26 protein-coding genes are annotated in these 24,488 nt (G+C 60.2%); 12 read left to right on the top strand and 14 right to left on the bottom strand.

What is annotated here, in order from left to right; all coding sequences use genetic code 11:
- Window positions 1-320: 320 nt before the first annotated feature.
- On the bottom strand, window positions 321-1,244 hold the full coding sequence (locus tag GSQ91_RS25370; RefSeq protein WP_158824508.1) for a ketopantoate reductase family protein: 924 nt from the start codon (window positions 1,242-1,244) through the stop codon (window positions 321-323).
- Between the two features lie 248 nt (window positions 1,245-1,492).
- Window positions 1,493-3,529, bottom strand: coding sequence for an ABC-F family ATP-binding cassette domain-containing protein (locus GSQ91_RS25365; protein ID WP_158824507.1), 2,037 nt, complete (start codon window positions 3,527-3,529; stop codon window positions 1,493-1,495).
- Window positions 3,530-3,745: 216 nt separating this feature from the next.
- On the opposite strand from GSQ91_RS25365, the gene GSQ91_RS25360 reads away from it, so the two are divergent.
- The 3 genes from GSQ91_RS25360 (at window position 3,746) to GSQ91_RS25350 (ending at window position 6,988) form a co-directional block, all read left to right on the top strand.
- Entirely contained in the window at window positions 3,746-5,437 is a 1,692-nt protein-coding gene (locus tag GSQ91_RS25360) for a hypothetical protein (RefSeq protein WP_158824506.1), read from the top strand.
- Between the two features lie 167 nt (window positions 5,438-5,604).
- Window positions 5,605-5,928, top strand: coding sequence for a hypothetical protein (locus GSQ91_RS25355; protein ID WP_158824505.1), 324 nt, complete (start codon window positions 5,605-5,607; stop codon window positions 5,926-5,928).
- 58 nt (window positions 5,929-5,986) lie between these two features.
- The gene (locus GSQ91_RS25350; RefSeq protein WP_158824504.1) at window positions 5,987-6,988 is read left to right on the top strand and encodes a TIGR00730 family Rossman fold protein; all 1,002 of its coding nucleotides are present in this window, start codon (window positions 5,987-5,989) and stop codon (window positions 6,986-6,988) included.
- Between the two features lie 56 nt (window positions 6,989-7,044).
- On the opposite strand, the gene GSQ91_RS25345 is transcribed toward GSQ91_RS25350, so the two are convergent.
- The gene (locus GSQ91_RS25345) at window positions 7,045-7,641 is read right to left on the bottom strand and encodes a hypothetical protein (RefSeq protein ID WP_158824503.1); all 597 of its coding nucleotides are present in this window, start codon (window positions 7,639-7,641) and stop codon (window positions 7,045-7,047) included.
- Window positions 7,642-7,730: 89 nt separating this feature from the next.
- Between GSQ91_RS25345 and GSQ91_RS25340 the strand changes: the two genes are divergently transcribed.
- Window positions 7,731-8,891: a glycosyltransferase gene (locus GSQ91_RS25340; RefSeq protein WP_158824502.1), complete on the top strand. Its 1,161-nt coding sequence runs from the start codon at window positions 7,731-7,733 to the stop codon at window positions 8,889-8,891.
- On the opposite strand, the gene GSQ91_RS25335 is transcribed toward GSQ91_RS25340, so the two are convergent.
- The 5 genes from GSQ91_RS25335 to GSQ91_RS25315 form a co-directional block, all read right to left on the bottom strand.
- A complete protein-coding gene (locus GSQ91_RS25335; RefSeq protein ID WP_254064874.1) occupies window positions 8,882-10,291 on the bottom strand; it encodes an alpha-amylase family glycosyl hydrolase in 1,410 nt (469 codons plus the stop codon). The genes GSQ91_RS25340 and GSQ91_RS25335 overlap by 10 nt on opposite strands.
- 64 nt (window positions 10,292-10,355) lie before the next feature.
- Window positions 10,356-10,505 carry a hypothetical protein gene (locus GSQ91_RS25330; protein ID WP_158824500.1) on the bottom strand — a complete coding sequence of 50 codons (150 nt, stop codon included), beginning with the start codon at window positions 10,503-10,505 and terminating at the stop codon, window positions 10,356-10,358.
- Between the two features lie 72 nt (window positions 10,506-10,577).
- Window positions 10,578-12,107, bottom strand: a complete 1,530-nt coding sequence (locus GSQ91_RS25325) for a TolC family protein (RefSeq protein ID WP_158824499.1) — start codon at window positions 12,105-12,107, stop codon at window positions 10,578-10,580.
- Between the two features lie 71 nt (window positions 12,108-12,178).
- On the bottom strand, window positions 12,179-13,018 hold the full coding sequence (locus GSQ91_RS25320; protein WP_158824498.1) for a hypothetical protein: 840 nt from the start codon (window positions 13,016-13,018) through the stop codon (window positions 12,179-12,181).
- Between the two features lie 110 nt (window positions 13,019-13,128).
- Window positions 13,129-13,845, bottom strand: a complete 717-nt coding sequence (locus tag GSQ91_RS25315) for a ribonuclease HI family protein (RefSeq protein WP_158824497.1) — start codon at window positions 13,843-13,845, stop codon at window positions 13,129-13,131.
- 57 nt (window positions 13,846-13,902) lie between these two features.
- Here GSQ91_RS25315 and GSQ91_RS25310 point away from each other — a divergent pair, with 57 nt between their 5' ends.
- From GSQ91_RS25310 to GSQ91_RS25290, 5 genes are all read left to right on the top strand, one after another.
- Entirely contained in the window at window positions 13,903-14,148 is a 246-nt protein-coding gene (locus GSQ91_RS25310; RefSeq protein WP_158824496.1) for a DUF4160 domain-containing protein, read from the top strand.
- Window positions 14,129-14,386, top strand: coding sequence for a DUF2442 domain-containing protein (locus GSQ91_RS25305; RefSeq protein ID WP_158824495.1), 258 nt, complete (start codon window positions 14,129-14,131; stop codon window positions 14,384-14,386). The genes GSQ91_RS25310 and GSQ91_RS25305 overlap by 20 nt, the downstream gene beginning before the upstream one ends.
- A gap of 202 nt (window positions 14,387-14,588) precedes the next feature.
- Window positions 14,589-15,359: an RNA polymerase sigma factor gene (locus tag GSQ91_RS25300; protein WP_158824494.1), complete on the top strand. Its 771-nt coding sequence runs from the start codon at window positions 14,589-14,591 to the stop codon at window positions 15,357-15,359.
- Window positions 15,360-15,521: 162 nt separating this feature from the next.
- Window positions 15,522-16,493: a HEAT repeat domain-containing protein gene (locus GSQ91_RS25295; RefSeq protein WP_158824493.1), complete on the top strand. Its 972-nt coding sequence runs from the start codon at window positions 15,522-15,524 to the stop codon at window positions 16,491-16,493.
- Complete coding sequence (locus tag GSQ91_RS25290; RefSeq protein ID WP_158824492.1) at window positions 16,493-17,512, top strand: PDZ domain-containing protein; 1,020 nt, start codon at window positions 16,493-16,495, stop codon at window positions 17,510-17,512. Before GSQ91_RS25295 ends, GSQ91_RS25290 begins: the two co-directional genes overlap by 1 nt.
- Window positions 17,513-17,528: 16 nt before the next feature.
- Here GSQ91_RS25290 and GSQ91_RS25285 read toward each other — a convergent pair whose 3' ends face one another.
- The 3 genes from GSQ91_RS25285 to GSQ91_RS25275 form a co-directional block, all read right to left on the bottom strand.
- A complete protein-coding gene (locus tag GSQ91_RS25285) occupies window positions 17,529-17,966 on the bottom strand; it encodes a 2Fe-2S iron-sulfur cluster-binding protein (protein ID WP_158824491.1) in 438 nt (145 codons plus the stop codon).
- Between the two features lie 68 nt (window positions 17,967-18,034).
- Entirely contained in the window at window positions 18,035-20,008 is a 1,974-nt protein-coding gene (hscA, locus tag GSQ91_RS25280) for a Fe-S protein assembly chaperone HscA (protein ID WP_254064873.1), read from the bottom strand.
- A gap of 101 nt (window positions 20,009-20,109) precedes the next feature.
- The gene (locus GSQ91_RS25275; protein ID WP_158824489.1) at window positions 20,110-21,069 is read right to left on the bottom strand and encodes a zinc-binding alcohol dehydrogenase family protein; all 960 of its coding nucleotides are present in this window, start codon (window positions 21,067-21,069) and stop codon (window positions 20,110-20,112) included.
- 78 nt (window positions 21,070-21,147) lie between these two features.
- Between GSQ91_RS25275 and GSQ91_RS25270 the strand changes: the two genes are divergently transcribed.
- The 3 genes from GSQ91_RS25270 to GSQ91_RS25260 are packed head-to-tail and all read left to right on the top strand — an operon-like array spanning window position 21,148 to window position 22,405.
- On the top strand, window positions 21,148-21,588 hold the full coding sequence (locus GSQ91_RS25270) for a VOC family protein (protein ID WP_158824488.1): 441 nt from the start codon (window positions 21,148-21,150) through the stop codon (window positions 21,586-21,588).
- Window positions 21,585-22,052, top strand: coding sequence for a DinB family protein (locus GSQ91_RS25265; RefSeq protein ID WP_158824487.1), 468 nt, complete (start codon window positions 21,585-21,587; stop codon window positions 22,050-22,052). The genes GSQ91_RS25270 and GSQ91_RS25265 overlap by 4 nt, the downstream gene beginning before the upstream one ends.
- Window positions 22,049-22,405, top strand: coding sequence for a hypothetical protein (locus GSQ91_RS25260; protein WP_158824486.1), 357 nt, complete (start codon window positions 22,049-22,051; stop codon window positions 22,403-22,405). Before GSQ91_RS25265 ends, GSQ91_RS25260 begins: the two co-directional genes overlap by 4 nt.
- A gap of 3 nt (window positions 22,406-22,408) precedes the next feature.
- Here the strand turns inward: GSQ91_RS25260 and bla are convergent, their stop codons facing one another.
- From bla to hscB, 3 genes are all read right to left on the bottom strand, one after another.
- Window positions 22,409-23,293: a subclass B3 metallo-beta-lactamase gene (gene bla, locus GSQ91_RS25255; protein ID WP_158824485.1), complete on the bottom strand. Its 885-nt coding sequence runs from the start codon at window positions 23,291-23,293 to the stop codon at window positions 22,409-22,411.
- An 84-nt stretch (window positions 23,294-23,377) separates the two neighbouring features.
- Window positions 23,378-23,788, bottom strand: coding sequence for a tautomerase family protein (locus GSQ91_RS25250; protein WP_158824484.1), 411 nt, complete (start codon window positions 23,786-23,788; stop codon window positions 23,378-23,380).
- 18 nt (window positions 23,789-23,806) lie between these two features.
- Window positions 23,807-24,436 (bottom strand): Fe-S protein assembly co-chaperone HscB, encoded by a 630-nt coding sequence (gene hscB, locus GSQ91_RS25245; RefSeq protein ID WP_158824483.1) that lies wholly within the window; start codon window positions 24,434-24,436, stop codon window positions 23,807-23,809.
- Between the last annotated feature and the right edge of the window lie 52 nt (window positions 24,437-24,488).

The raw sequence follows: 24,488 nt of genomic DNA, 5'->3' as shown, positions 1-24,488 counted from the left end.
GAACGCCGAAGTATCGCTGGAACGTCTGGCGCAGAAGATACGCGAAGGCCTCGATGCCACCAGACCGCAGATACTATCCGGCGGCTGGGGCAAACCGGAGACAACAAAACTTCTGATCGACTTCGAGACCCGCCTGAAGTACATCCAGCACGCCTGCAAGATGCTCCGCATGGGCGAGCCGGACATGCAGGAGCCCGCCGAGTTTCGGGTCTATACGAACGTAGACGCGAAACCAGTCCTCTGCTCGAAATGTGGAAAAAATACTCATGGAGCGGGTTTCGCTAAGGGCACGGGTTTACCCCTGCCGCAAAACCGAACCCCTACTTCTGCCCCAGCGACACCGAATAAATGCTCAGCTGCACATACGCCGCCCGCAACAACGGCGTCTCCACGCCATGCGCCTGGCCGCGCGAAAGAAAGTCGCCAAGAATGTGCTCAACCTCCACCGGCGCACCCTTCTGCAGGTCGCGAAACATCGAGGCCGTAAGCGCGGAGCCAGGCTGGGTCATACGCGCGGTATGTTGTGCGAGAAACTCCGGCGTCTGCGGATAGCCGTTAGCCGTAGCAATGGCGGAAGATTCCGCGATGAGGGCCTGCACGGTTTCCACCCCGCCGTGTACGGCAACCACCTGTCCAACCGATCCGCGCAGCAGGCATGTAATGGCTGCCATGCTCGAAAGCATCATCCATTTACTCCACATGGCGGCGAGGATATCGGACGAAAGCGTTGTCGGAAACCCGCAATCACGCAACGTCGCGTCGATGCGTTCGATGCGAGGCGACAGGCTCTTATCGCGCTCTCCACAGGTGAAATCGTGCCACGTGCCAAGCTGATGGACGATCCCTTCGGAATCGAGGTCGGCAACGATGCGCGTTGTGCCGCCCAGCACAGCAGCCTCGCCGAAACGCGCGACCAGTGTATCCACATGTCTCATGCCATTGAGTAGAGGCAGGATCGCAGTCTGCGGCCCGACGGCAGGCGCGAAGTCATCGATCGCCGCATCGAGTGAGTAGGCCTTTGTACTAAGAAGAATGAGGTCGAAGGGTTCGCTAATTTCTGCGGCGAGCAGCAGCTTAGGCTGTATCGTGACATCGCCTTGCGAGCTCTTAATCTGAAGCCCCGTACGCCGCAACTGTTCCGCACGCCCGGCACGAACGAGAAACGTAACATCACGCCCAGCAGCGGCCAGCCGTCCCCCAAAATAACCACCAACCGCCCCAGCTCCGATCACAAGAATGCGCATTCGATCTCCTTAGTACGCTCCCATGCTACCGAAGTGAGGGGGGCATCAGGACAAAGTGCCCGAATATCGAAACCGATCAAACAGGATGTCATAGATGCATTCATATTGTCGGAGCCACAAAGCCGGGTGCCCCATCTTCGGCGCGCGTTCTTTGCGCGCCTAAGGTGGGCATCGGGCAAAGCCCGACCGCTCCTGTCCATTTCCATGTCGCCCGTAACGTTCGCGCTCTGCGTCATGACCGTCGCGCCCTAAGCCGTCGTCTGCTCTTCCAACTGCATCGCCAGCTCTTCCCACTCCGCTGTTCTCGCCGCATGCTGCTCGCGCAACGCATCCAGCTCCGCAGCAACAGCCCGTGCCGCCTCTGCCGTGGTAAACGCCGCCTGCTGCTGCTCCGCAGTCTGGATACGGTCCTCGAGTTGCGGCAACTCATCTTCGATCGCGGAGACGCGATCTTCCAGCTGCTTCAACTTAATCGGATTCAGCCTCTTCACGCTGGTCTTCGGCGTCTCTGTCACTGGCGCCAGCGAGCCTTCAATCTCATGCGTGCTGACACCCGCTTCCGTCGCCGTGATGCGCGTCTGCTTCACGGGTTTAAACATCCCAGTAGCCGCGTCGATGTGCGAGTTCGTAGCAGTATCGGTCGTGAGCTTAGCCTTGGCTTCGGCTGTGTTTGTGGGGATGCCGCCACCCTTGCGGAAGAGGTAATCCTCATAGTTGCCAGGATAGATATGAACGCGCCGATCTTCCACCTCGAAGACCCGCGTAGCCAGCCCATCGATAAAGTAACGATCGTGCGAGACGAAGATCACCGTGCCGCTGAACTCGCGAATCGCATCCAGCAATACATCCTTCGCCCTCAAGTCGAGATGGTTCGTCGGCTCGTCGAGCAGCAGGAAGTTCGCGGGCGAGACGAGCATCTTCGCCATCGCATAGCGGTTGCGCTCTCCACCGGAGAGCACGCCGAGCTTCTTGAAGACATCGTCGCCGGTAAACATGAAACACCCTAGCAGCGAGCGCAGCGTAACCACATCGACCTTCGGATTCGATCCCGTAATGTCGTCCAGCATCTCGGCATTGCCGTCGAGCACCTTGTACTGGTCCTGCGCAAAGTAGTCGGCGAGCACGTTATGGCCCAGCCGGATCGTTCCGCTGGTAGGGCCTTCCAGCGCCGAGAGCATGCGGATCATCGTCGATTTACCCGCGCCGTTCGCGCCTACCAGCGCGATGCGGTCGCCGCGCTCGATGGTAAAGCTCACGTCATCGAGCACGCGCTTCTCGCCATAGTGCTTGGTCAGGTTGGTGACCTCGATCACCGTGCGGCCGCTCGCAGGAGGCTGCGGAAATTTGAAGTGGATCGTCGACTCTTCTTCCGGTACCTCGATGCGCTCGATCTTCTCCAGCTCTTTAATGCGCGACTGCACCTGCTTGGCCTTGGTAGCCTGCGCGCGGAAGCGATTGATAAACGCTTCCAGCGCCTCGATACGGTCGCGCTGGTTCTTATACGCAGCCATGATCTGGGTGCGGCGCTCTTCCTTCAGCGTCAGGTACTTCTCGTAGTTGCCGTGGTACACATGCATCCGCTTGTTCCATACCTCGACGGTCTTGTTCACCGTAACGTCGAGGAAGTAGCGGTCATGCGAGATGAGGATGAACGCATTCTCATAGTTGTGCAGATAGTCTTCGAGCCAGTTGCGCGACTCCAGGTCGAGATGGTTCGTCGGCTCGTCGAGCAGCAGCAGCGAGGGCTTCTGCAGCAGCAGCTTGGCCAGCGCGATGCGCATCTGCCAGCCGCCGGAGAACTCTTCCGTCCGCCGCTCCCAGTCTTCTTTACTGAAGCCCAAGCCGCCAAGCACAGCGCCGACCTGCGCATCCAGCGTGTAGATGTCGTGGACGTGCAGATGATCGGCGATCTCGGAGTAGCGATCGGCAGCGGTGGCATACTCTCTCGACTTCGGATCGGCATCGGAGAGAATGTGCGTGAGCGCCTCGGACTCCTTCTCCATATCGCGAAGCTCGTCGAAGACCGACAAACATTCTTCAAAGACCGACCGGCCGGAGAGCGCAAGGCCATCCTGCGGCAAATAGCCGAGCGTCATTCCCCGAACGTGGGTCCGCTGGCCATAGTCGAGCGACTCCATGCCGGCAAGGATCTTAAGCAGCGTAGATTTACCCGTGCCGTTGCCACCGACCAGGCCGGTGCGCTCATTGGGGGTTATGAGCCAGTTAACGTCTTCAAAGAGGAGTTTTTGGCCGTAGCGTTTACCGGCGCCAGAGAGTTGGAGCATCGCTTCCTATTTTCTCATCTCTGCACCTTTGCTTTTCAGCCGCATCGGAAACGCTGCCACGCACATCCAAAATCTGACGCAACGGGCGCCACGGCAACCGTCGCGTTCCTTTGCGTTTCTTCGCGTCCGTTGCGTCAAGGCTGTTGCTTGTTCTTCGCTAGTGCGCACAACGATGTTCCCATTCCAAGCGTCGAAGAGATGTCAGGAGTCTTGCAAATGAACGACATCGCCCAGGAGCACCCCCCCCGTCCAAGCAGGCGATGGCTGAAGATTCTTCTCTCCCTCGTAGCCGTCGCTGCCGTGGCGTTTATCGCCGTCGCGGCCTACATCGTGCACAACGCGGAGCCCCTCGTGCGCGGTCGCGTGGTGGAAGCGCTGTCCGAACGCTTCCACTCTCCTGTGGAACTGGACCATCTGGACATCTCCCTGGTGCGAGGCATTGAGGTGCGTGGCAAGGGGCTGCGCATCCTGTATATCGCCGGGCCCACGCAGCCGGACCATGAAAGCACCAGGCCTATGCTCTCGGTAAACAGCTTCGCCTTTCGCTCCACCTTCAAGGAGCTGCTGCGCGAGCCGATGCACGTCGCCAATGTGGAGGTCGAGGGTATGGAGCTGCACATCCCGCCCGCCAGCCAGCGTGGACCGCTGCTCAAACCCAACGGCCCCAACGGACAGACGAAGATTACGCTGCAGGTCGATAAGATTCACTGCAAAGATGTAACGCTCTTCGTCGAGACGAGCAAACCCGGAAAATATCCGCTGGAGTTCGACATCCAGAGGCTGGACCTGACCGATGTGGGGCCGAACCAGCCATTTACCTATGATGCTGAGCTGGTCAATCCCAAGCCTGTCGGGCAGATCCATGCCATGGGGCACTTCGGTCCCTGGGACAGCGTGGAACCCCGCGCAACGCCGATCGATGGCGACTACAGCTTCGACCACGCGGACCTGAGCACGATCAAAGGCATTGGCGGAATGCTTTCGTCGACGGGCCACTTCGACGGCCAGTTCGGCAACATCACGATCGATGGAACCACCGACACGCCGGACTTTTCGCTGGATGTCAGCAACCATCCCGTGCCGCTGCATACGCAATTCCACGCCTACGTCGACGGTTCCACGGGCGACACGACGCTTGATCCGGTGCAGGCTCACCTGTTGCACTCGGACTTCACGGCACGCGGCACGGTCATAAAGATTCATGGCCAGGGCCACGACATCGCGCTCAATGTAAACATGCCCCATGCTCGCATCGAGGACATGCTGCTGCTCGGCGTGAAGACCAGTCCTCCACTGATGCACGGCGCTCTGACGATGCAGGCGAAGCTGCACATTCCGCCAGGCCACGTGCGCGTGGCTCAGAAGCTGGAGCTGGCCGGAACGTTCACGATCCACGGGGTGGATTTCACCAACCCGAAGGTACAGGATCGGATCGACTCGATGAGCATGCGCGCCCAGGGCCGGCCGAAGGATGCCGGTGCAGCGGGTAGCGATCGCCAGGCCGAGGTGCAGTCGGAGATGACGGCGCACTTCAATCTGGCGCAGGGCGTGATCTCCGTAAGCGACCTGCACTACGAGTTCCCCGGCGTGCTGGTGTTGTTGAATGGCGTGTACTCCACCGACGGCAATCAGTTTGAGTTCAAGGGCCACGTCCGCACGCAGGCCACGGCCTCGCAGATGGTGACGGGCTGGAAGTCATGGCTGCTGAAGGGGGTCGATCCCTTCCTCCAGAAGAACGGCGCCGGCCTGGAGTTGCCAGTATCGATCAGCGGCACCAAGGGCGACGTAAACTTCGGCCTGGCCCTCCACGGCACCGCCGACGAAACTCCCCAGGAGATGAAAAAGGACCTCAAGGCAAAGCGTGCAGCGCAGAAACAACAGCCGCCACCTCAACATCCGAGTCGCTAAGAGCTGCCCGAAACTCGTGCCGGCAGCTATCTTTTGTTCTTGCCGTTGCTTGTTTCTCGTCGTCATCCTGAGCCATCGGCGAAGGACCCCCGCATTGGGAGTGGCAAAAGTATAAGCATCCCCTCAAGACAGCACCCACCCCGCCCTGCTAACGTGGAAGCAGGACGATGCCTTCTACGCAGCCCCTTTTTTCCGAGACACGGCCTGTGCAACCCGCCCAGAAGCACGAAGATCCGGCCCCTGCCCCTGTATGGCTACAGCGGGTGAGCCTTATTGTGCTCGTTATCTTCTGTTTCTATATCGGCGGGATCCTGTCGTTGCTGCCGTGGTGGCCGCGTTACTGGGAGCAGAACGGTTGGCTGATGGCGCACCCCACGCTCGACGCTCTGCTGCAGCACGGCTGGGTCCGCGGCGTCGTCAGCGGGATCGGCCTGCTCGATATGTGGATTGGTGTGAGCGAACTGTTGCACTACCGCGACTACCGGGCCTGATTTCTAGAAATCCACATTTCTAGGAATTCACACCCACTCGCGAGACAATAGCTGTCTTATGTCGAACGCACCCGATCCGAAGCTCTCCGCGGAGAACCCCGACCCCCTCGAATCCGCTCCTCTCGCCTACGAGAACGACGAGTTCCTGAACTCCCCCGACGGCCGCATGCTGCGCATCATGGCCGAGTACTCCGAGCCGATGTCCCGCTTTCGCCGCGAACGCATCCAGGACACCGTGGTCTTCTTCGGCTCAGCCCGATTCCGCGCCCTGGACGAAGCCAACCAGCAGCTCGAACTCCTGGACAACACCGGCTCGACCAAGCCCGCTCCCCATGCCGAGCAGCCCGCCCGTGCCGGTGAGCCGGACGAAGAGACCACCGACCTCAAACGCACCCGCGCCGAAGCCGCGGTCGAGATGGCGCGCTACTACGAAGACGCTCGCACCCTGGCCCGCATGATGACCGAGTGGTCGTCGAAGCTGCCGGGCCGCAGACACCGCTTCGTCATCACCTCGGGCGGTGGTCCCGGCATCATGGAGGCCGCCAACCGCGGCGCCTGGGAGGCCGGCGGCAAGACCATCGGCCTCAACATCAAGCTGCCCTTCGAGCAGATGCCGAACCCCTACATCACCCCCGCGCTGAACCTGAACTTCCACTACTTCTTCATGCGCAAGTACTGGTTCGCCTATCTGGCGAAGGCGCTGGTAGTCTTTCCCGGCGGCTTTGGAACGCTGGACGAGATGTTCGAGCTGCTGACGCTCGCCCAGACCCACAAACTGGCCAAGAAGATCACGGTAGTCATCTACGGATCGAGCTACTGGAAGAATGTGATCAACCTGGAACTCCTCGCCGATAAAGGAGCCATCGCCCTCAAGGACATGGAGCTCTTCGAGTTCGCCGACACGCCCGAAGACGCATTCCGCATCCTGCGCGACGGTCTCACGGCCAACCACCTCGACAGCGAGTCCTTCGGTCCCCGCAACGAAGAGCCGATCCCTAGAACCCCAGCCCCGGACGCCCAGGAACTGCTAGGCCCCGACATAGCAAAGACGCAGTCCTAAAGGCAGGAAACAGCAAACAGGAAGTAGGAAACAGGAAGTACAGCCGCCTTTGCAGTTCACTGTTTCCTGTTTCCTGTTTGCTGTTTCCTGCTCAGCAGCCGCGCCAAAGCTCTCGGTGCCACGAGCACAAAGTCCAGCACAATGCCCGGCATCTTTCGCAGGTCGTGCGCCAGCGGGGTGCTCTCGGCTCCGCCGAGCATCGCTCCTCTCCGCATGGCATACCAGCTAAAGCAGGAAGATATCGACGCGAAGCAGAACGACACAACGAGACCCGTACCCAGGTGCGGCGTTCCTGCGGCGTGGTGGACGCCCATCTGGGCGAGCAGCATGAGCAATGGCATTCCCAGCCAGACGACTAGTGCTGTAGCCCAGACCGGCCTCGCCAGACGCAGTCGTTGCGAGACGGCACCCAGCAGCCCTGCGGCAAAGATGGCGAAGACGGCCTCCACCAGCATGGCGCGGAGGGCCTTATGTGAGCCCGCCCGCAGGTTGCTTGCGAAGAACGTGGTCGCACGGATCACCGCGCTGATCGCCGCTGCCTTCCAGCTCCAGGCAGCGAAGAGCGTCGTGCGCGGCCGCAGCACAATATCGCGCAGGGCAGTGCCCAAAGTTGTGTCCAGAGCGTCAGGCTGCACTGTCTCGGTGGAATTCATGCTCGAGATAAGTGAATCACAGCGAGAACCGTTCGTGCATTTTCCACCGTTGATTACACATTGAACAGCGGCTGATAGCATGATGGGCGATGCCGCCGCGGGTTGCGTACTTTCCGGACAGTTTTCATGAAGTCAACGGTGTTGCGCACACCAGCCGTAACTTCGTCGCATTTGCACAGAGGCACGGACTGCCGTTTCTTTGCGTCCGCGCTGGTCGCCGCGCCAATGCCTTTGAGCAGGAAGGCGAACTGCGGACCCTGGAGCTTGGCCGCAGCGGGTTGGCAGTGAGCCTCGAACAGGACCTCCACTTCGACACGCTGTTCTTTCGCTATCGCGATCTGATCTCGCAGACGGTACGCGATTTTCGCCCAGATGTGATCCACATCACCGGCCCCAGCGAGCTCGGCATCTTTGGCGCTTACTTCGCGTGGAAGCTTCACATACCGCTGGTGGCGAGCTGGCACACCAACGTCCACGAGTACGCCGCGCGGCGCATGCGCTGGCTCACCCGCCATCTGGGAGACCTCGGCCAGAGCGTGGACCACACCACCGAGGCGGCGACACTGGATGCGACCTCGCGCTTCTACCGCCTGGCCAAGGTGCTCTACGCTCCCAACCCTGAGCTCTGCGCGCTGCTCGAACGCAAGACCGGACGTCCCTGCCACCTGATGCAGCGCGGTGTCGAGACCGACCTCTTCACTCCTGCGAAACGAACGCGCAGCGAGGACGGGCAGATCGTGCTTGGCTACGTGGGCCGGCTCTCGGTTGAAAAGAACGTCGCACTCTTGCCGCGCGTAGACGCCGAGCTGCGTGCTCGAGGCATCACTGCGAAGTGGCTCATCGTTGGCCATGGCTCGGAGGAGGCTGTGCTGCGCCGCGAGCTTCCGAACTCGACGAACTTCGCCGGCGTACTGCGCGGAGACGCGCTGGCCGAGGCTTACGCGAACATGGACCTGCTGGTGTTTCCCTCGCACACTGACACCTTCGGCAATGTTGTGCTAGAGGCTTTGGCGAGCGGCGTGCCCGCAATCGTTACGCCGGACGGTGGCCCTGCGCATATCGTGCGTGACGGCGAGACAGGGCGCGTCGCGACTGACGAGAACTTTGCCGCGGCGATTGTAGAGATTCTGGCGTTCCCGGAGAAGTTTGCGTCAATCCGTGTGGCGGCGCGGCAGTATGCGATGGGCTGTTCGTGGGACGCGGTCTTCGAGCGCGTCTATGCGGCGTATCCTGTGGGGACTCAGTCGTAGGGGCGCAGCTCTCCGATATAAACACTCCAGGGCGCGAGCACGACTTGATCGGTGGTCTGGAATCGCAGATTCGCCTTGTCGGAGGTCAACAGCATACGCAGACCGCCCGGACGCAGGTGCACGTGCTCCAGATCGTTCTTCAGCGACAACGTCGTGCTCTTGGCCGACAGATTGCAAGCGATGATCACTGTCCCCGTCGTACGCGTACCCGAAGGGGCCTGACGTACCCACACCAGAGCATTGTCGGCGTTGTGAAAGAGCACAGAGGTCGTCCCCGTTCGCAGTGCCGGATTTCCGCGGTGTAGTTGAATCAACTTGCGATAGAAGTTGAGCAGGGAATCGGGGTTCTCATCTTCAACGGCAACGTTGATCGAGGCATGATCCGGAGCGGAAGTCTGTGCGGGAAGCGTCCCGGAGGTGAACCCCATAAGCGAGTTGGGGTCGACGTACGGTTCGCCTGTATTCCTGTCGATGGGTTTCGGCGCAGGCTTCCTTGGCGGCGGAACATACGGCACGAAGGCGCCATAGACGTTTTGATTCTGAGGAGATGGTGTTGGTTTGGGTGTCTCTGCCACCGCTACAGGTTCGGGTGGCTTTGGAGGTGTGATGTTTGCCGGCGTCCACTGCATCGTGGGCAAACTCGTGGTGGACCGCGCCAGGCCAATCTCCTGCCCGTACTCCAGAGAAACCGCTCCACGAGAGGCGAGCAGCATCGTCGCGAGTATCTTTGCCAGCGCTACATCCGGCACCGTCTTCTCGTCGAGTTGCAGGACAAAGGGAACATCCGGTGAAGCCTGCGCCGCATCCAGTTCGCCGCGATAGGTTTCGAGAGCCGTAGATCCTTTGCCAAGACTGAAGTCGACAAGTTCATTATGCTGCCCGCGACGGGAGGTGGCTGCGGTCGGGTCGTTATCGGTGAGGAGAATCCTCTCCCCAGGGAAGCTGTTGGTCAGCGCGCGCAGGGCCTGCATGAGGTCGGAGGTGGTGCCGGGCTGGCCTGCAGCCAGCGAACTCTTGGCATAGACTCCAGCCGCGCCGCGTGTCAGCCAGGATCGCGCCTCTGCCAGTGCACGCTGTGTTGTGCCAGGAGAAAGCTCGACGATGAGGCGCACATGTCGCCTGCTGGTCTCGCTCAGCAGATCGTCAAAACCCGCATCGTCGAACGGAGGCTCCAGCACGATGGCATCGACCCCCAGCGATTGCAGGTAGTCCAGCCGCTGCGCAACGCCGCGCAGATCGCCCACGCCATCGCCGTCGGAGTCCTGAAAGTTCTTGGGTTGGATGCGATAGAAGATGGCGTTCTGCCACCATGTCTCCTGCGTAAGTCCGGAACCAACCCAGCCAGGACGTGCAAGGGTCTGCGCGGAAGCGGTCTCAGGCAAAGCGCAGATAAGGGCCACGCAGCCACAAGCAAGAAGCAGGCCCGTCCCCTTCGACAGGCTCAGAGGAGAGGAGGAGTGCGATCTACGCCGGAAGAAAGTCCGCATACACAAAGCCATCGCGCCCGAGGATTTCGCCGGGCCGTAGTTCGATGCTACGCGATTGAGCCGTTCTCGTAATGGTGTAGAGCGAGTCAAGGGGACCAACGTCGTTTTTCTCCAAGAAAAACGACACTCGCAGGATCCTTCCGCTTCACGGTATTACAAGAACTGTTCTAAGAACTCCGCCTGCGTATAGGCAGGCGGGTTACTTGCCCAGGTATGTGCGATAGCGCGTCTCAACGACGCCGGTATTGCGCGCGAGTTGTAGCTTGGCCACGTTGTACTGATAGAGCGCACTCACAAGCTGTGAGTCCGCACTGGTAACGGTGGCCTGCGCATCTACGACGGCAAGGTTTGTGTCGACGCCCGCAGTAAAGCGATCACGAACGTCGGAGAGCTCCTGTTGTGCAAGTGTGACGTTGCTCTGCGCTACCTTCACAAGCTCATTCGCGGCATTCACGTCCAGCATTGCCGAGCGAATCTGCGAGTCGATGGCGACGCGCAAGTCGGTCACACGCTGCTGCAGGTTCGTAATCTGAGCGCTGACCTGTTGCTCCTGTCCGCGTTGTGCGGCCTCGCGGAAGATCGGGAATTTCAAGCTGCCCGTGGCGGTAAAGTCGCCGTGGTACACGGCGCCAGGCACACCTATAACGCCATAGTCACCGTTGAAGGCGAGAGTCGGCAGGCGCTGATACTTCACCGCGCGAAGCTCGCGTGCGTAGACGTCCACCTCGGCCTGCAGGCTCAGGAAGTCCTTGCGATGTTGATACGCTGTCGCCTTGGCCTCGTTGAGGTCCATATCGGCAAGTTGGGCGAACGGAGCCGTGTCCGTGAGCTGAAGCTGCTGTCCGGCAGGCAGGCCCATAATGCGGTTGAGCTGGATCGTGTCCTTGGCCAGTTGCGCATCGTCGGCGATGGTGGACTGTTGACGCTGTTGATACTCCACTTGAGCCCGTAGCGCGTCGAGATTGATTCCGACTCCGGCTTTCAGCCTGTCGGTGGCCTGTTCGAAGAGTGTTTTGGAGGACCGCTCTTCGGCTTGTGCGTTCGTCAGGGTGGCCTGGTCGGCGAGCACCTTCAGATAGGCAGTGCCGACCGCCAGCACAAGCTCGCCGCGGCCGTTCAGGGCATTCAAGTCCACGACGGCCGCTTCTCGTCTAGCACCGCGATAGAGCTCATAGGCTGAGAGGTCGAACAATCGCTGGTCGGCGTTGATCTGTCCACCGATCGTAGTGACTTTAATGATGGTCGGGAACTGACTGGGATTAAGGCCAAATTCGCCTATGAGCGAAGGCTTGAAACCCAGGGCCGCGAGGTTGATCTCCTGTGCGCTGGCCTGGCCCGAAACGCTCAGCGAGGGCAGGAGTGCGTTGACCACGCTGTACTCATCGCCGCGCACGGTGCGTTGGTTTGCGCGGTCGTACTTGATGCGCAGGTTGCGTTGCAGTCCAAACGCGATGGCGTCATCCAACGAGAGCGGCAGTGGGCCGTTCAGAGGGAGTTCAACGGTGATGCCGCCAGGCCCTGAGGTTTTGCCGGGGGCGGTAAAGACTATGCCTGAACCCGCCGCACGGCCCTCCGCAACCTCTTGTTGCGCCAGAACAGAGCTGGGAGCCGAAGGCAGGTTGGCGTTCGAAGTCTGCTGGGCCGGCAGCACATGGCCCGTCGCCAGCACTGCGGCTAGTGCCAGGGCTGCGCTCGAAGAGAAACGTTGTCGTTGCAGAGTCACTGTCATTAGAGTGCCATGTGGCGGGGGGAGATGCGAAAATCTGCGCCGGAAATTGCCTGGGACCGATTTGTGTCCCTTCAGTGGGAATTGCGTAATAAATCTTCAGCCTCTTGCAGGTTATGGGCGGGCGAAGGCTTCCAGCCGGTTTTGACCTCATCCTCCTGCTGGCCGATCGTCTTGAACAGGGCGTGGCCTCCGATGTGGACATGGGTCTCGGTGATCTGCCAAAGGCCCGGAGCGATCTCGCGGCGTTCAATATCGAAGGTCCCGCCTTGATTCATCCTTCCGATAAGCCCAAAGGCGATCTTGACGTCTTCGGTCAGCTTGCCGCGCAGCGTGCGGATGCGATTACCGTTCTTTGCAATGACCATCTGCCCGGCCATCGTACCCATGACACGAGCCTCCATATTGGGCGGATCGAAGGCCGGATTCGGATAGTAGGCCAGCGTAATGCTGTCTGGTGCCTCGTTCACAACCGTCCAGATATAGGCGCTGGGGAGCATCTTCAGCAGGGCGGCCGCCTGTTCATCGTCGTGTATTCCCTCTCTCCGCTGTTTGGCCTGGGCGGAGGGATCGTTGACGAACTCAGAGATCTGTTTCATCTCCTCGTTGCCGGCCTGGGGGGAGAGAGGACGGCCCCACCGTTCCGTGATGCGCTTCAACTCGCCGTCGCGCGTCTGAACGGCCTGATAAATGACGTCTTTGCCGGGGGTTACATCGTGGCTGCGATAGATCCAGAGACTCTTGTCGGTATTGGAGGCGGTGAGTTCGGACTGCACGGCGGCCTCGACCGCCTGTTGTGCCTTCGGCTGAGAGGTTTGGGCGTGAAGGCTCTGTGGGGCATGCAGCGCAGCCGCCAGAACGAGAGTGGTCAGTGAAGGTCTGAGCAAATTACCGACGGAGAAACGTTCCAGCATCGTTCCAGATTAGATGCAAAGAGGCCCTTTTGGCGGTTTGCAAGGAAAGTTCTCAGTTCTCAGTTTCGGGCGAATACCGTTTTATTCTGACAACTGAGAACTGACAACTCCTACTCCGGAATAATCTTTACGAAGATGCCATCCGGCAGGGTAGCACCGCCAAGCAGGTGAATGACGCCGTCGCGAGTGAATCCACGGAGCATTGTGGCTTGGGTTTTTTGGGGCGGAGCACTGGCCGTCGAAGCCAGTCCGGGAGACTCGCGCAGCCCACCGAGGCTGGCTGGCTGCGCCGGGGCAGCGGAGTTTGACGGGTAGGGCGTTGCACGCAGCGTTGGCGCTGGCTCGCCGGCGGCTCGAGGACGCTTCATGCCCCGGTCCATCGCCTCGTTAGCCAGGCGGTCGGCGTCTTTATTCTTGTGGCGCAGGGCGTGGCTGATCTGGAAGCCATCGAGCTGGGCGATGCGCCGCCGCGCCTCCTCCCAGAGCGGGCGCAGGTCGGGTGAGTTGACCTTGTACTTGCCCTGAATCTGCTTGACCATCAGCTCGGAGTCGGAGACAACGCGGAGGTTCTTATGGCCGTTGTCGAGTGCCCACTGCAGGCAGCCGAGCAGGCCGGAGTATTCGGCAAAGTTGTTGGTGCGAACTCCCAGGAACTCGCTGAGTTCGGCGAGGACGAGGCCAGCCTCGTCCTGAATGAGGGCTCCGTAGCCGGAGGGACCGGGATTGCCGCGGGCACCCCCGTCGCAGTGGGCAGAGATCCAGGGGGCTGAGTTCTTGCGGGGTTCGACAACGCGAGGCTGGGAGGGATCAGGGAAAAGCGAAGGCATCGGGACAAGTGTAAATGTTGCGCGATTCAGACATGACCTTTAGTACCATCCAAGCTCATGCCGATAATCTTTCGCTATCGCGGCTTCAAGTTCTTTTTCTACTCGAACGAAGGAACCCCTCGCGAACCGATTCATGTTCACGTCGAACGCGACGAAATGGAAGCTAAGTTTTGGCTGATCCCCGAGGTTCGCGTCGCCTACAATGATGGTTACGATGCGCGTACGCTTCGCATGTTGCTGGGAGTCGTTGAATCCAATAAAGACCGCATTGTGAGGGCGTGGAATGAGTACTTCGGTAGCTAAGGCAACGCGAGTGCATTTCGATAGGGACAGCATGTGGGTGCATCTCAGCGACGGTCGGGTGATTGGTGTGCCGCTGGCGTGGTTCCCGCGTCTATTGCACAGTACAGCGGAGCAGCGCGAACAGGTGCGGATTAGCAGTCGAGGCCTGCATTGGGAGGCGCTGGACGAAGACATTTCAATCGCCGGACTGCTGGCCGGGCAAGGGGACCTGACCCAAAAGCAGCCGGTCGCAGCATAGAGTGGTTCAATCCTCATCCACGAAGATCGTTAGGTCTTTGGGAGGATTCTCCCTCAAGGATCGAACTCGTCCTCCAAACCAAGCGTAAGCGCTCCGCAATGCCTCCAAGGGGCCGACCGCGAATTTCTGGCGTTTCGCTCACCTTCCGCTAACCGGCTTCGTCTATCGAGGTGTAGTCACCTGACTCCGGAGTCAGACAAGCATGAGCCTAGTTCAGGCGATCAAAATTCCCGGCGAGACCAGCCGCCGTCGTCCCAGTCCCTTTGCCCTCGGTTTGCAGGAGGCATTAGGTGCCGCCGCAGAGGTAGAATCAGCGGCAGCCATGCCGAAGGCAGTCGCCCAACCCGGAGTACGTGCCAAACTGTCCGCCGAACAACAGGAAGCGCGACAGCAACAGCGCGCCGAAGACGACGAACTGATCCGCGCGGCCCAGAAAGGCGACCGCTCGGCCTTCGATACGCTCGTCCGCCGCTACGACCGCAGCGTGCTTCGGCTGGCGCTGCATGTGCTTGGGAATGAGCAAGATGCGCAGGACGTTCACCAGGACGCGTTCATCAAGGCCTACCGCCATCTGTCGAACTTCCGCTTTGAGTGCTCGTTCTACACCTGGCTGTACCGCATCGTCACGAACCTGTGCCTGGATCAGCTTCGCCGCCGTAAGAGCCGCCGCGAAGATCCGTCGACGGTTCTGGACGGTTCGGGCGATGAGATCGACCTGCTGGCCAACCTGCAGGACGGTCGCGCCATGGCCAACCCGGCGCGCGAGTTGGAACGCAAAGGCATGAACGAGGCCATCCAGAACGCGCTCAACGAGTTGACGCCACGCGAGCGTACGGTGTTTGAATTGAAGCATTACCAGGGCCTCAAGCTGCGCACCATCGGCGAGATGCTTTCCACCACGGAAGAGACGGCGAAAAATACGCTCTTCCGCGCAACAAGGAAGTTGCGGGCGCGGCTCGCAGATGTTCGGTAAAGAAAAAAGAGCAGATACTCGGTAAGAAAAAGAGTAGATGTTTGATCGAAAGAACTGGTAGTAGGGCTCCTCGTTAGGGAATACATTGCAGTAAATCAGCGGACAAAGAGCCGCATGCAGCAAGGCAACACCACTCAGAGGCTGGTTTAGAGGTACGCAAACATGACGTGTCAAAACGCACAACAGAACATCATCCTCGCCCAATACGGCGAGCTTTCTGACGAACTACAGTTTCCACTGGAACAGCATGTGGCCGGATGTGAAGACTGCCGCCGCGAGTGGAAGGCCCTGCTGGCTCTGAACGAGGAGCTGGCGCTGACGCCGATGGTGGAACCTTCGCCGAACCTTCTGGCGGCTTCGCGCATGAGGCTGGACGAGGCGCTCGACGCGATGCCGGCCCGCTCGATCACACAGCGCTTTTTCGGTAGCGCCTTCCGTTGGATGAGCTACGTTCAGGGAGCTCCCGCGCTTACCACGCTGCTGCTTGGCGCAGGCTTTATCGGCGGCAACTTCATCGCGCGCTATCAGGTCGCGCATGCTCCCAAGCTGCCCACCCCGGTCATCCTGTCGAACTCAACCAATGGAGCGATTGCAAGCGTCTCGGGTATTGTGCAGACGCCCAACTCCGATCTGGTCCAGGTGAACTACAACCGGCTGGTGCCGGAGACGGTGCAGGGCTCGCTCGACGACCCACAGATTCGCCAGTTGCTGATGCTTGGCACCAAGCTCGCGACCAACAATGATGTGCATGCGAATTCCGTGGCGCTGCTGGCCAACGAGTGCGCAGCCGGTCGTCGGTGTGAGGCAGGCGGCACGGGAGATGGCGCTACCGGCATTCGTTCCGCGCTGTTGGCGTCACTGCGCTATGACAAGAGCCCGGCGGTCCGTTTGAAAGCGCTAGCAGGCCTGCAGCCCTACGTTGGGCAGGATGAGCATGTTCGCGATGCTGTGCTGGAGGCGTTGATGCACGACAAGAGCGCCGATGTCCGCACGCAGGCCGTCTCGATGTTGGAGCCGGTGCAGGCTGACTCCAGTGTGCGGCAGGTGCTGCGTACGGTTTCAGCCCAGGACGCAAACCCGGCTATCCGCAACGCATCGTTCCAGGCCCTGCAGGGCACGGTCGATATCCAGTAATGCAAGAACTGCTACAACTCGGGCCCGTCGCAACCCACAAATGGGTGACCCCGACTCAAAGCGCTTCACAGATCCCTGTGTCGTGTTTTGCATCGCGGTCGCTTGCTGCCCGTACCGGCATACATGGGTTCGTGCTTGCTGCCACGCTGCTTCTCGTGGCGGCTCCCTGTGCGTATGGGGGCGTTGCACAGTTGCGCGGCAGCGTCGGGGGACACGAACGTGTTCCTGGCTATCTCGGCGTTGGGTTTCGCGACATCTCTGACGATGAGGTGGCGACACTGCACCTGCAAAAGGGACACGGAGCCGAGATCATTATGGTCGACCACGACGGGCCTGCGGGCAAGGCGGGTTTGCAGCCCCATGACATCGTCGTGCAGATCAATGGACAGCCTGTCGACGGAGCGGAGAATTTGCGGCGCATGATCCACGATGCCGGTGCAGGCACCTCTATGGGGCTGTCGGTGGTGCGCGAGGGACACCCTGTTTTGCTGACGGTGCAACTGGCCGATCGCGATGAGGTCGCTCGCCGTGCCTGGCAAGAGCACATGACCACTCCCGATCCGCCGGCAGACGATTCGGTCGTCAGCGGATTTACCGAAAGCTATACGGTCGATCCTCCTCCCCGGGCGCCCCATACGCAGAGCTTTATCGGCAGTATGTTGCACATTGGGCCCTACACTGGAGTCGCGCTGGAGGAGATGGAGCCGCAGCTTGCGGGCTTCTTTGGAGCGCCGCATGGGGTTGGGCTGCTGGTTCATACGGTCGAACCCAACAGCCCGGCTGCCGTAGCGGGCCTGCGCGCGGGTGATGTCGTTTTGCGGGTCGATAATGTTGCGATGGTTTCGACGGCTGCCTGGACCAAACACCTGCGCCTGAGCAAAGGCCATTCGATTACGGTGACGTTGCTGCGCGACAAACACGAACAAACGTTCACGCTTGTGCCTGACGGCAAGAAGCGGTCAGCGGTGGAGATGCCAACGCTCTTCGATGAGCCAGTTGTGCTGGTTTCACTTCTCTAGGGATAAGGATTGTGCTCTACGATTTGACCCCGGTAGCTGGCTTGCCTTCCTGCACGTAGTTCTTATTCCAGGCAGGAATCTCCGCAACGTACGTGCCGGGCTTTTCTATGACGCATTGACAGCCCAGTCGCGAATTCAGTTGCAGGCCAGGAGCCAGGTCGAGGCGGTCGAGTTCGAGATCTTCAGCCTCCGAGACGCCTTTTTCGCCTTCCTTCAGAAAGATGTGGCAGGTCGTGCACGCGGAGACCCCGCCGCAGGCGTGGTCGAGGAATATGCCATAGTTTTCCGCGACGTCGAGGATGCTCATGGGCTGGCCGTGGCCATCGTAGGGCAGAGATCCAAAAGGAAACTCGACGGTCTTGTTCTCTGGTTGAAAGGTCACGCGGACCATGTTCTCCGCCGGAGGCTTGGAGAGGTCTACTTCAGGAAGCGGTTTTTGTTCTTGCTCGGACATGTCAGTTTCCATTTTAGTCTTCTGCTGATTTGCCAGCTGTTTCAGGGGCGTTCTCGGAAGATTAGATCTCAGTTCTTCGGCTTCGAATCTTCCACTTCGGCTTTAGCGAAAGCATGAGGTGCAGTGGGTGCGGTGCCGAGTCCCTCGCCCGCAGCCTGCATCGTCTTGCCGCCGAGTGCGCCGGTTACGGCGGTGTCCATCATGATCTCGGCGAAGCGGCGCGTCTTCTTGTCGAGCTGTTCGATGCCGCTGCGGATGAGCCGGTAGTCGCTGCCGGCAAGCGTCGATTTAAGTTCAGCGGCGGCGGTCTTGATCTCTTCGTGCTCGGTGCTGGTGAGTTGCTGCCACGCGGCTGACTTCTCACCCTTTTCGACGGCGGTCAGAATCGTCTCGGCCTCATTTTTTGCTTCGATCACCTGGCGTGCCGTGATGTCCTCTTCCGCGTTGTCGAAGGATTCGAGGATCATGGTCTCGACCTGCTCGTCGGTGAGACCATAGGTTGGTTTCACCTCGACCTGCGCCTCCTGTCCGCTGCGCTGTTCGCGTGCGCTGACATGCAGGATGCCGTTGGCATCGATGAGGAACTTTACCTCGATGCGCGGCAGGCCGGCGACCATGGGCGGAATGTTTTTGAGGTCGAAGCGAGCCAGCGAGCGGCAATCTTTGGCAAGCTCGCGCTCGCCCTGAAGAACATGAATCGCAACATTGGTCTGGCCGTCGACGCCGGTGGTGAAGTGCTCGGTCGCACTCGCGGGGATGGTGGAGTTGCGCTGGATGATCTTGGCGACGACTCCACCCAAAGCTTCGATGCCCAGCGACAGCGGCGTCACATCGAGCAACAGAAGATCGTTGGTGGCGGCGTTTTCCGTGCCGGAGAGAATCTGCGCCTGCACCGCAGCGCCGAGGGCAACGACCTCGTCGGGGTTGAGTTCGGTGTGCAGCTTCTTGCTGCGTGCCTCCAGGTCAAACAGCCCGGTGACGAGCGTACGCACTGCGGGAATACGCGTTGAGCCACCGACCATAACCACTTCGTCGATTTGCGCTGGCGTGAGACCTGCATCCTTCAAGGCCTGCTTGCAAGGCCCTGCCGTGCGTTCGATGACGCCTGCGATGAGCTGCTCGAACTGCGCACGGGTGATCTCGCGAAGGTACCGCTTGGCTGGTTCTCCAGCGACAGGTGGGAGATCGAGGATGAGGCGTGTGGAGTCGGCAGACGACAGCGCGATCTTGGCGTCGATGACGGCCTTGCGCAGCGCCTGGATCGCTTCAGGGTTCGTGCTGATGTCGAGGCCGAGGTCGCCCTTGATGTCGTCGAGTGCGACAGCAGTAAGCAGATTGTCGATATCGTCACCGCCGAGATGTGTATCGCCGCCAGTGGCGATAACCTCGAAGATGCCCTCGTGCAACTTGAGGATCGAGATGTCGAAGGTGCCGCCGCCGAAGTCGTACACAGCGATCACGCCGTCGCGCTTTTTATCGAGGCCATAGGCCAGCGCGGCCGCCGTCGGCTCGTTCACCAGCCGCAACACTTCGAGACCGGCGATGCGACCGGCATCCTTGGTGGCCTGCCGCTGCGCATCGTTGAAGTATGCGGGCACGGTGATGACGGCCTTGGTGACCTCAGCGCCGAAGAAGCGCTCCGCGTTCTTCTTGAGTTGCAGCAGGATATAGGCGGAGACCTCGGGGGGCGTGAGCGTGAGGCCGCCGACGTTGAGCTTCAGCACCTCGCCGGCCTTGAGGCCCTCGGCGAGTTGAAAGGGAAAGAGCTTCAGTTCGGGCTCAACATCGGCGAGGTCGCGACCCATGAGCCTCTTGACCGAATAGACAGCATTGGCGGAGTTGGTCAGCAGCACATTGCGCGCGGCATTGCCGACCGAAAAGCCAGAGGCGGTGTCCTGGTCGAACGCGACGACAGAGGGCACGATCGGCGAGCCATCTTCACCGGGAATGACCACCGGCGTATCGCCCTGCATGAAGGCGATGAGCGAGTTGGTAGTGCCGAGATCGATACCGACGACGCGCTGCTGTTGCTGTTCTGACACAGAACCTTCTTTCATTGGCGCTGTCGCGAGACATTTGCACCAATAACTATTGTCTTACATCGCGGACAGTATTTGTCCTATATTGGGCGGAAGCCTGCAAATTACGGTAAAAATACCAGGCGAGTGCCTTGTTCTTTCTCTCCCCAGAGCGCTTCGACCTCGCTTAGTGGCGCGGTCTTGAGGCTGAACTGGAAGGGCTGCTTGGCGGCGGCCTGAAAGAACTCCGTGATGGATTGGCTGAGCTGGCTGAGCGAGGCGCTCCCGAAGCCGCTGCCAAGCAGCTCCAGCCCGGAGCTGCGCAGCGTGGCTGCAGGTAACGAGATGTTGGCGCCGGCGCTCGATCCGATCTGCACGAAACGCACCCGCGTTGAGGCGGTCTTCAGGCCCTTCTTTGCGATGGCCTGAAGCGCGGCTTCGGCGGGCGCGCCCCAGAGGTAATCAAGCACGACCTCGATGCCTTGATCGAACTCCGCACGGAATGCAGCGACCAACGCTGCGGGCTCTTGTTCGAGCGAGATAACGGCATCCGCGCCAAACTCTGTGAGCTTTGCCAGCGCTTCCGGATTGCGCCCTGCTGCAACGACGCGCCGCGCGCCTAGCCGCTTGGCGATCTGTATCGAGAGCTGGCCGGAAACGCCCGTCGCACCGAGAATCAGAACGCTTTCGCCCGCTACAAATTTTGCGCGTACGGTCAACGCCGCCCATGAGGACATCGCAGGATTCGCAATGCCCGCTGCGGTTGCATCTTCGAGTCCGTCGGGCAGTGGAAGGCACATCCAGCTTGCGGCCAGCGCCCGTTCGGCGAAGGTGCCGTAGGGGGCCCGCGCCACGCCGAAGAAGACACGTGTGCCGTCTTCCAGCCGCCCGACGCCGTCGACTCCTGGAATAAACGGCAGCTCGCTGGTGCTGCCATAGTGCGAGCCGTTGGCCAGCGATTTCACGATCGGATGCAGTGCAGCAGCGGTGACAGTGACAAGCTTTTCGCCCTCGGCGGCGACCGGATCGGCGAAGGTGGTGTAGCGGGGCGGGGCATCGAAGGCGTGGACGACAGCGGCGTTCATGAAAATCTCTCCAGACGATTGCTTTCTACTGTACAGATGCGCCGTGACGGCGCGATGATGCAGCTTAGGAGAAGTGCAATGCCACAACAATCAGGCTCAACCATTATCCCCAGCCTGCGCTATCGCGACGCGCATGCGGCCATCGACTGGCTGGTGCGGGTCTTCGGCTTTCACAAGCAGGCGGTCTATGAAGGCCCTGACGGCACCGTGATGCATGCGCAGCTTACGCACGGACTCGGGATGCTGATGCTGGGCTCCATACAGAATCATGGCGAGTTCAGCCGAGTGATGGTGCAGCCGGACGAGATCGACGGTCGCGAGACGGCAGGCCTCTGCCTGATCGTCGAGGACTGCGATGCGGTGTATGCCTCCGCAAAAACAGCTGGTGCGGAGATCGTGCAGGAGCTGTCCTCGCCTGACTATGGTGGCAAGGCGTTCGCGTGTCGTGATCTGGAAGGCCACGTGTGGTGGGTGGGCAGCTATAACCCCTGGGCTGCACCGCGCGAGGAGCATGCATGAGCACATTTCCATATGCAACGGCACTGGGAGAACGCGATCCGCAACAGGTAATCGCCGAGACGGCCGGGCGGCTGGCTCGAGTATTGGATGGGGTGAGTCCCGAACAGGCAGAGGCACAACCCGCGCCGGGCAAGTGGAGTCTGCGCGAGATCGTCGCGCATCTGGCGGACAGCGAGATCGCCTGGAGCTGGCGGCTGCGGCAAGCCTTTGGCGAAGACCATTCGATGATTCAGCCATTCGATCAGGATGCGTGGGCGCGTATCTATGCGGTGTACTCGCTGGCACAGGCTCGCGCCTGTTTTGAGGCGTTGCGAGCGTGGAACGTGGCGTTCGTCGGAGGCTTGAGCGAGGCGGACAAGCAGCGGCCCGTGACCCATCCCGAGCGCGGCGAGGAGACGCTTTGGACGATCGTGCAGATTATGGCGGGGCATGACCTGCATCATCTGGAGAGGCTCGAAAAATGATGCATGCGGCTCTGGTCTGGTTTGTGCTGGGAGCATCCCAGGTAGGTGTTGCTTCTGCGAAACCGTGTCCCGTGGTCATTGGTGTCGCCGCGAATGGAGCGATCTACGAGATGAGTGGCGGGACGCCGCTGAGGCGGAGTCCTGCGGTGCTAGCGGGGACTGTTAAAATCGGATGTTATCCGGAAGGTGGGCCCTCGCCGACGTCGTCCGTGACGATGGAGATCGCCACCGGTGCACCGAAGCAAAGAGTCGAACTGGTGTTCGATCTCCTTGCTCGATCGGGGTGGCCGAGGGATAAGGTCGCGATAAGAGTGTGGGCCAATGCTCCGCATCAGCCCGTCAGAGAACGCTGATGCCTATGGGGTTGAAGTGCTCTTGTGCTGCTGCTCCGCAAGCCTATCTTCAAAATCTTTCTGCTCCTCCAGTACAGAGCTCTTGTAACCCGCAGGGTCGATCCATACGGCAGGGCCCTGCTTTGGCAGCAGCGCGAGCTTGTCCAGCATCCCAAAGTAGAGACCATGCGCGCCGAGAAAGATATCGCAGGGCAGCGAGCGCAGAACATCGAAGGTGTGCGCGTAGTCCCGTGCGATGCCCGGATACGAGGCCGGCTGCTTTGCTGTCGCGACGAGCCGGTACTCCGACAGCACACTCCAGCCGCCTACGATGACCACGTCGCGTGTCTTGCCACCGTCCTGTAGTCGCATCGTCCATGTGGTGGTGCCGCGTGTGTGACCTGCGGTCTTATGTGCGACGAGCACGCTGTCGCCGAGCTGTACTTCGTCACCATCGTGCAGCACGCGATCAACGTGTGCCGGCTGCATGAGTTGATGGCCGCCGTAAGCGAAGTCACTGCGACCGCCGTCCTCGATAAGGGGTACGTCGGCATCCATCACCATATACTTCGCGCCGGTCTGTTTCAGGATGGCCGCGCTTCCGCCCGCATGGTCGGAGTGCGCGTGGCTGATGAGCAGGATTTTGATATCGGAGAAATGAAACCCAAGCTGCTCGACGCTACGGCGAATCAGCGGAGGGGAGGATCCCAGATTGGAGTTGATGAGGATGTCACCCGCCGGGGTAACAACGAGATACGCCGCCAGATCGCGGCTCCCGACATAGTACAGGTTGCCCGCAATGCGGAAGGGCGCGACAGGCGTGGTCCAGTCAGGATGGGCCTGCGCATGCAGGCTGCCAAGAGAGAACAGGGCGACGACAAGAAACAATAGTTTGCGGCAGAGGCTCATGCCTGCTTGATAGCAGAGGGAACGGTTCAAAAGCCAGCGAAGAACCTGAGGGAACCCTGATCGTAACGACCAGGGTTCTCCAGTCTAAGCAGATGGAATAGGTGCTGGCGGATTCAATACATATTGAGCTTCGCCACGCCCAAACGACCAGTCTTCCAGGCCGTTCTCAGACAACACGATCATGACATTGTCCGGATCGACATTGGCCCGCTCGTTGAGGAGCTGAGCGACCTTTTTGTAGAACGATTGTTTGATCTCGATAGAGCGTCCCTGCCGGAGCGTTACATGCACGATCAGGAAGTCGTTCGTACGCTGCATCTTCATAAAGTGCGGATCGGCGATCAGCTCGTCCTGAGTGTGTGCGGTCAGGACCACAAAACGGTCGCCTTCCGGAATGTTGAGAGTAGCGCGCATCGCGTCGTAGATCGAGTCTGCGATCTGCTTGCGCCGCTCTGTGGAGACTGTGTTCGAGACGGAGATTCGTACCAGTGGCATGCCTTTTCCTTTGAAAACTTATGATTCCAGGGCTTCGTTCACATCCCGTACGAGATTGCGGATATAACTGCGACGGTTAAGCAGCGCGACGAGTGCCTTTTTGGCAGTATCTTTCGCGGAACTATCGTTTGCGTCGACGGCTGCGTCCCACTTCGACCACAGGGCTTCGAGTTGCTGCTGCGACTCGGCGAGCATCGACGTGAAGTGCTGTTGCGCCTGCTGAAGATCGTGGCGCGTATCGGGATCGTCTTCGCCCTTTTTTTTCGCCATGCGCATCTCTTCCAGCTGCATGTTCAGCTCGAAGGCCTCTTCGAGCAGGTCGGGCGGCGCGACCTGTTTCTTCTCCGTGCCTGCAGCCTTGGCGGCATCAGTCGCCGCGCGCGATTGCTCCTCCATCTGGATGCCTTCGAGAGAGAGCAGATACTCCGTGCGTGCGATGGGGTCGCGCAGCGTGCGGTAGGCGTCATTCAGGTGCGACGACGCGGCGAGCGCTGCATCCTGCTCGGCCTGTGGCTTGGCGGCGAAGCGATCCGGGTGCAATCTGCGCGATTGCGCATAGAAAGCCTTCTCCAGCAAGGCAAGGTCGATGTGCAGGTGCTGCGGGAGGCTGAACTGGGTGAAGTAGTTGTTGTGCGCTTCGTGACTCATCGGGTCTTCCAAATCTCGTCTCGTTTTCTTTAGGTTAGATGTTTTTGGGAAC

It is taken from the genome of Granulicella sp. S156 (assembly GCF_009766105.1).
GTDB lineage: Bacteria > Acidobacteriota > Terriglobia > Terriglobales > Acidobacteriaceae > Granulicella.
Note: the sequence above shows the minus strand (reverse complement) of the source record. Positions and strands in the feature narration are given on the sequence as shown.

Bases quoted from the DNA above. Each gene is read 5' to 3' on its own strand.
- GSQ91_RS25370 (WP_158824508.1), bottom strand. From the start codon at position 1,244: ATGCGCATTCTTGTGATCGGAGCTGGGGCGGTTGGTGGTTATTTTGGG.
- GSQ91_RS25365 (WP_158824507.1), bottom strand. From the start codon at position 3,529: ATGCTCCAACTCTCTGGCGCCGGTAAACGCTACGGCCAAAAACTCCTC.
- GSQ91_RS25360 (WP_158824506.1), top strand. From the start codon at position 3,746: ATGAACGACATCGCCCAGGAGCACCCCCCCCGTCCAAGCAGGCGATGG.
- GSQ91_RS25355 (WP_158824505.1), top strand. From the start codon at position 5,605: ATGCCTTCTACGCAGCCCCTTTTTTCCGAGACACGGCCTGTGCAACCC.
- GSQ91_RS25350 (WP_158824504.1), top strand. From the start codon at position 5,987: ATGTCGAACGCACCCGATCCGAAGCTCTCCGCGGAGAACCCCGACCCC.
- GSQ91_RS25345 (WP_158824503.1), bottom strand. From the start codon at position 7,641: ATGAATTCCACCGAGACAGTGCAGCCTGACGCTCTGGACACAACTTTG.
- GSQ91_RS25340 (WP_158824502.1), top strand. From the start codon at position 7,731: ATGCCGCCGCGGGTTGCGTACTTTCCGGACAGTTTTCATGAAGTCAAC.
- GSQ91_RS25325 (WP_158824499.1), bottom strand. From the start codon at position 12,107: ATGACAGTGACTCTGCAACGACAACGTTTCTCTTCGAGCGCAGCCCTG.
- GSQ91_RS25320 (WP_158824498.1), bottom strand. From the start codon at position 13,018: ATGCTGGAACGTTTCTCCGTCGGTAATTTGCTCAGACCTTCACTGACC.
- GSQ91_RS25315 (WP_158824497.1), bottom strand. From the start codon at position 13,845: ATGCCTTCGCTTTTCCCTGATCCCTCCCAGCCTCGCGTTGTCGAACCC.
- GSQ91_RS25310 (WP_158824496.1), top strand. From the start codon at position 13,903: ATGCCGATAATCTTTCGCTATCGCGGCTTCAAGTTCTTTTTCTACTCG.
- GSQ91_RS25305 (WP_158824495.1), top strand. From the start codon at position 14,129: ATGAGTACTTCGGTAGCTAAGGCAACGCGAGTGCATTTCGATAGGGAC.
- GSQ91_RS25300 (WP_158824494.1), top strand. From the start codon at position 14,589: ATGAGCCTAGTTCAGGCGATCAAAATTCCCGGCGAGACCAGCCGCCGT.
- GSQ91_RS25295 (WP_158824493.1), top strand. From the start codon at position 15,522: ATGACGTGTCAAAACGCACAACAGAACATCATCCTCGCCCAATACGGC.
- GSQ91_RS25290 (WP_158824492.1), top strand. From the start codon at position 16,493: ATGCAAGAACTGCTACAACTCGGGCCCGTCGCAACCCACAAATGGGTG.
- GSQ91_RS25285 (WP_158824491.1), bottom strand. From the start codon at position 17,966: ATGTCCGAGCAAGAACAAAAACCGCTTCCTGAAGTAGACCTCTCCAAG.
- GSQ91_RS25275 (WP_158824489.1), bottom strand. From the start codon at position 21,069: ATGAACGCCGCTGTCGTCCACGCCTTCGATGCCCCGCCCCGCTACACC.
- GSQ91_RS25270 (WP_158824488.1), top strand. From the start codon at position 21,148: ATGCCACAACAATCAGGCTCAACCATTATCCCCAGCCTGCGCTATCGC.
- GSQ91_RS25265 (WP_158824487.1), top strand. From the start codon at position 21,585: ATGAGCACATTTCCATATGCAACGGCACTGGGAGAACGCGATCCGCAA.
- GSQ91_RS25260 (WP_158824486.1), top strand. From the start codon at position 22,049: ATGATGCATGCGGCTCTGGTCTGGTTTGTGCTGGGAGCATCCCAGGTA.
- bla (WP_158824485.1), bottom strand. From the start codon at position 23,293: ATGAGCCTCTGCCGCAAACTATTGTTTCTTGTCGTCGCCCTGTTCTCT.
- GSQ91_RS25250 (WP_158824484.1), bottom strand. From the start codon at position 23,788: ATGCCACTGGTACGAATCTCCGTCTCGAACACAGTCTCCACAGAGCGG.
- hscB (WP_158824483.1), bottom strand. From the start codon at position 24,436: ATGAGTCACGAAGCGCACAACAACTACTTCACCCAGTTCAGCCTCCCG.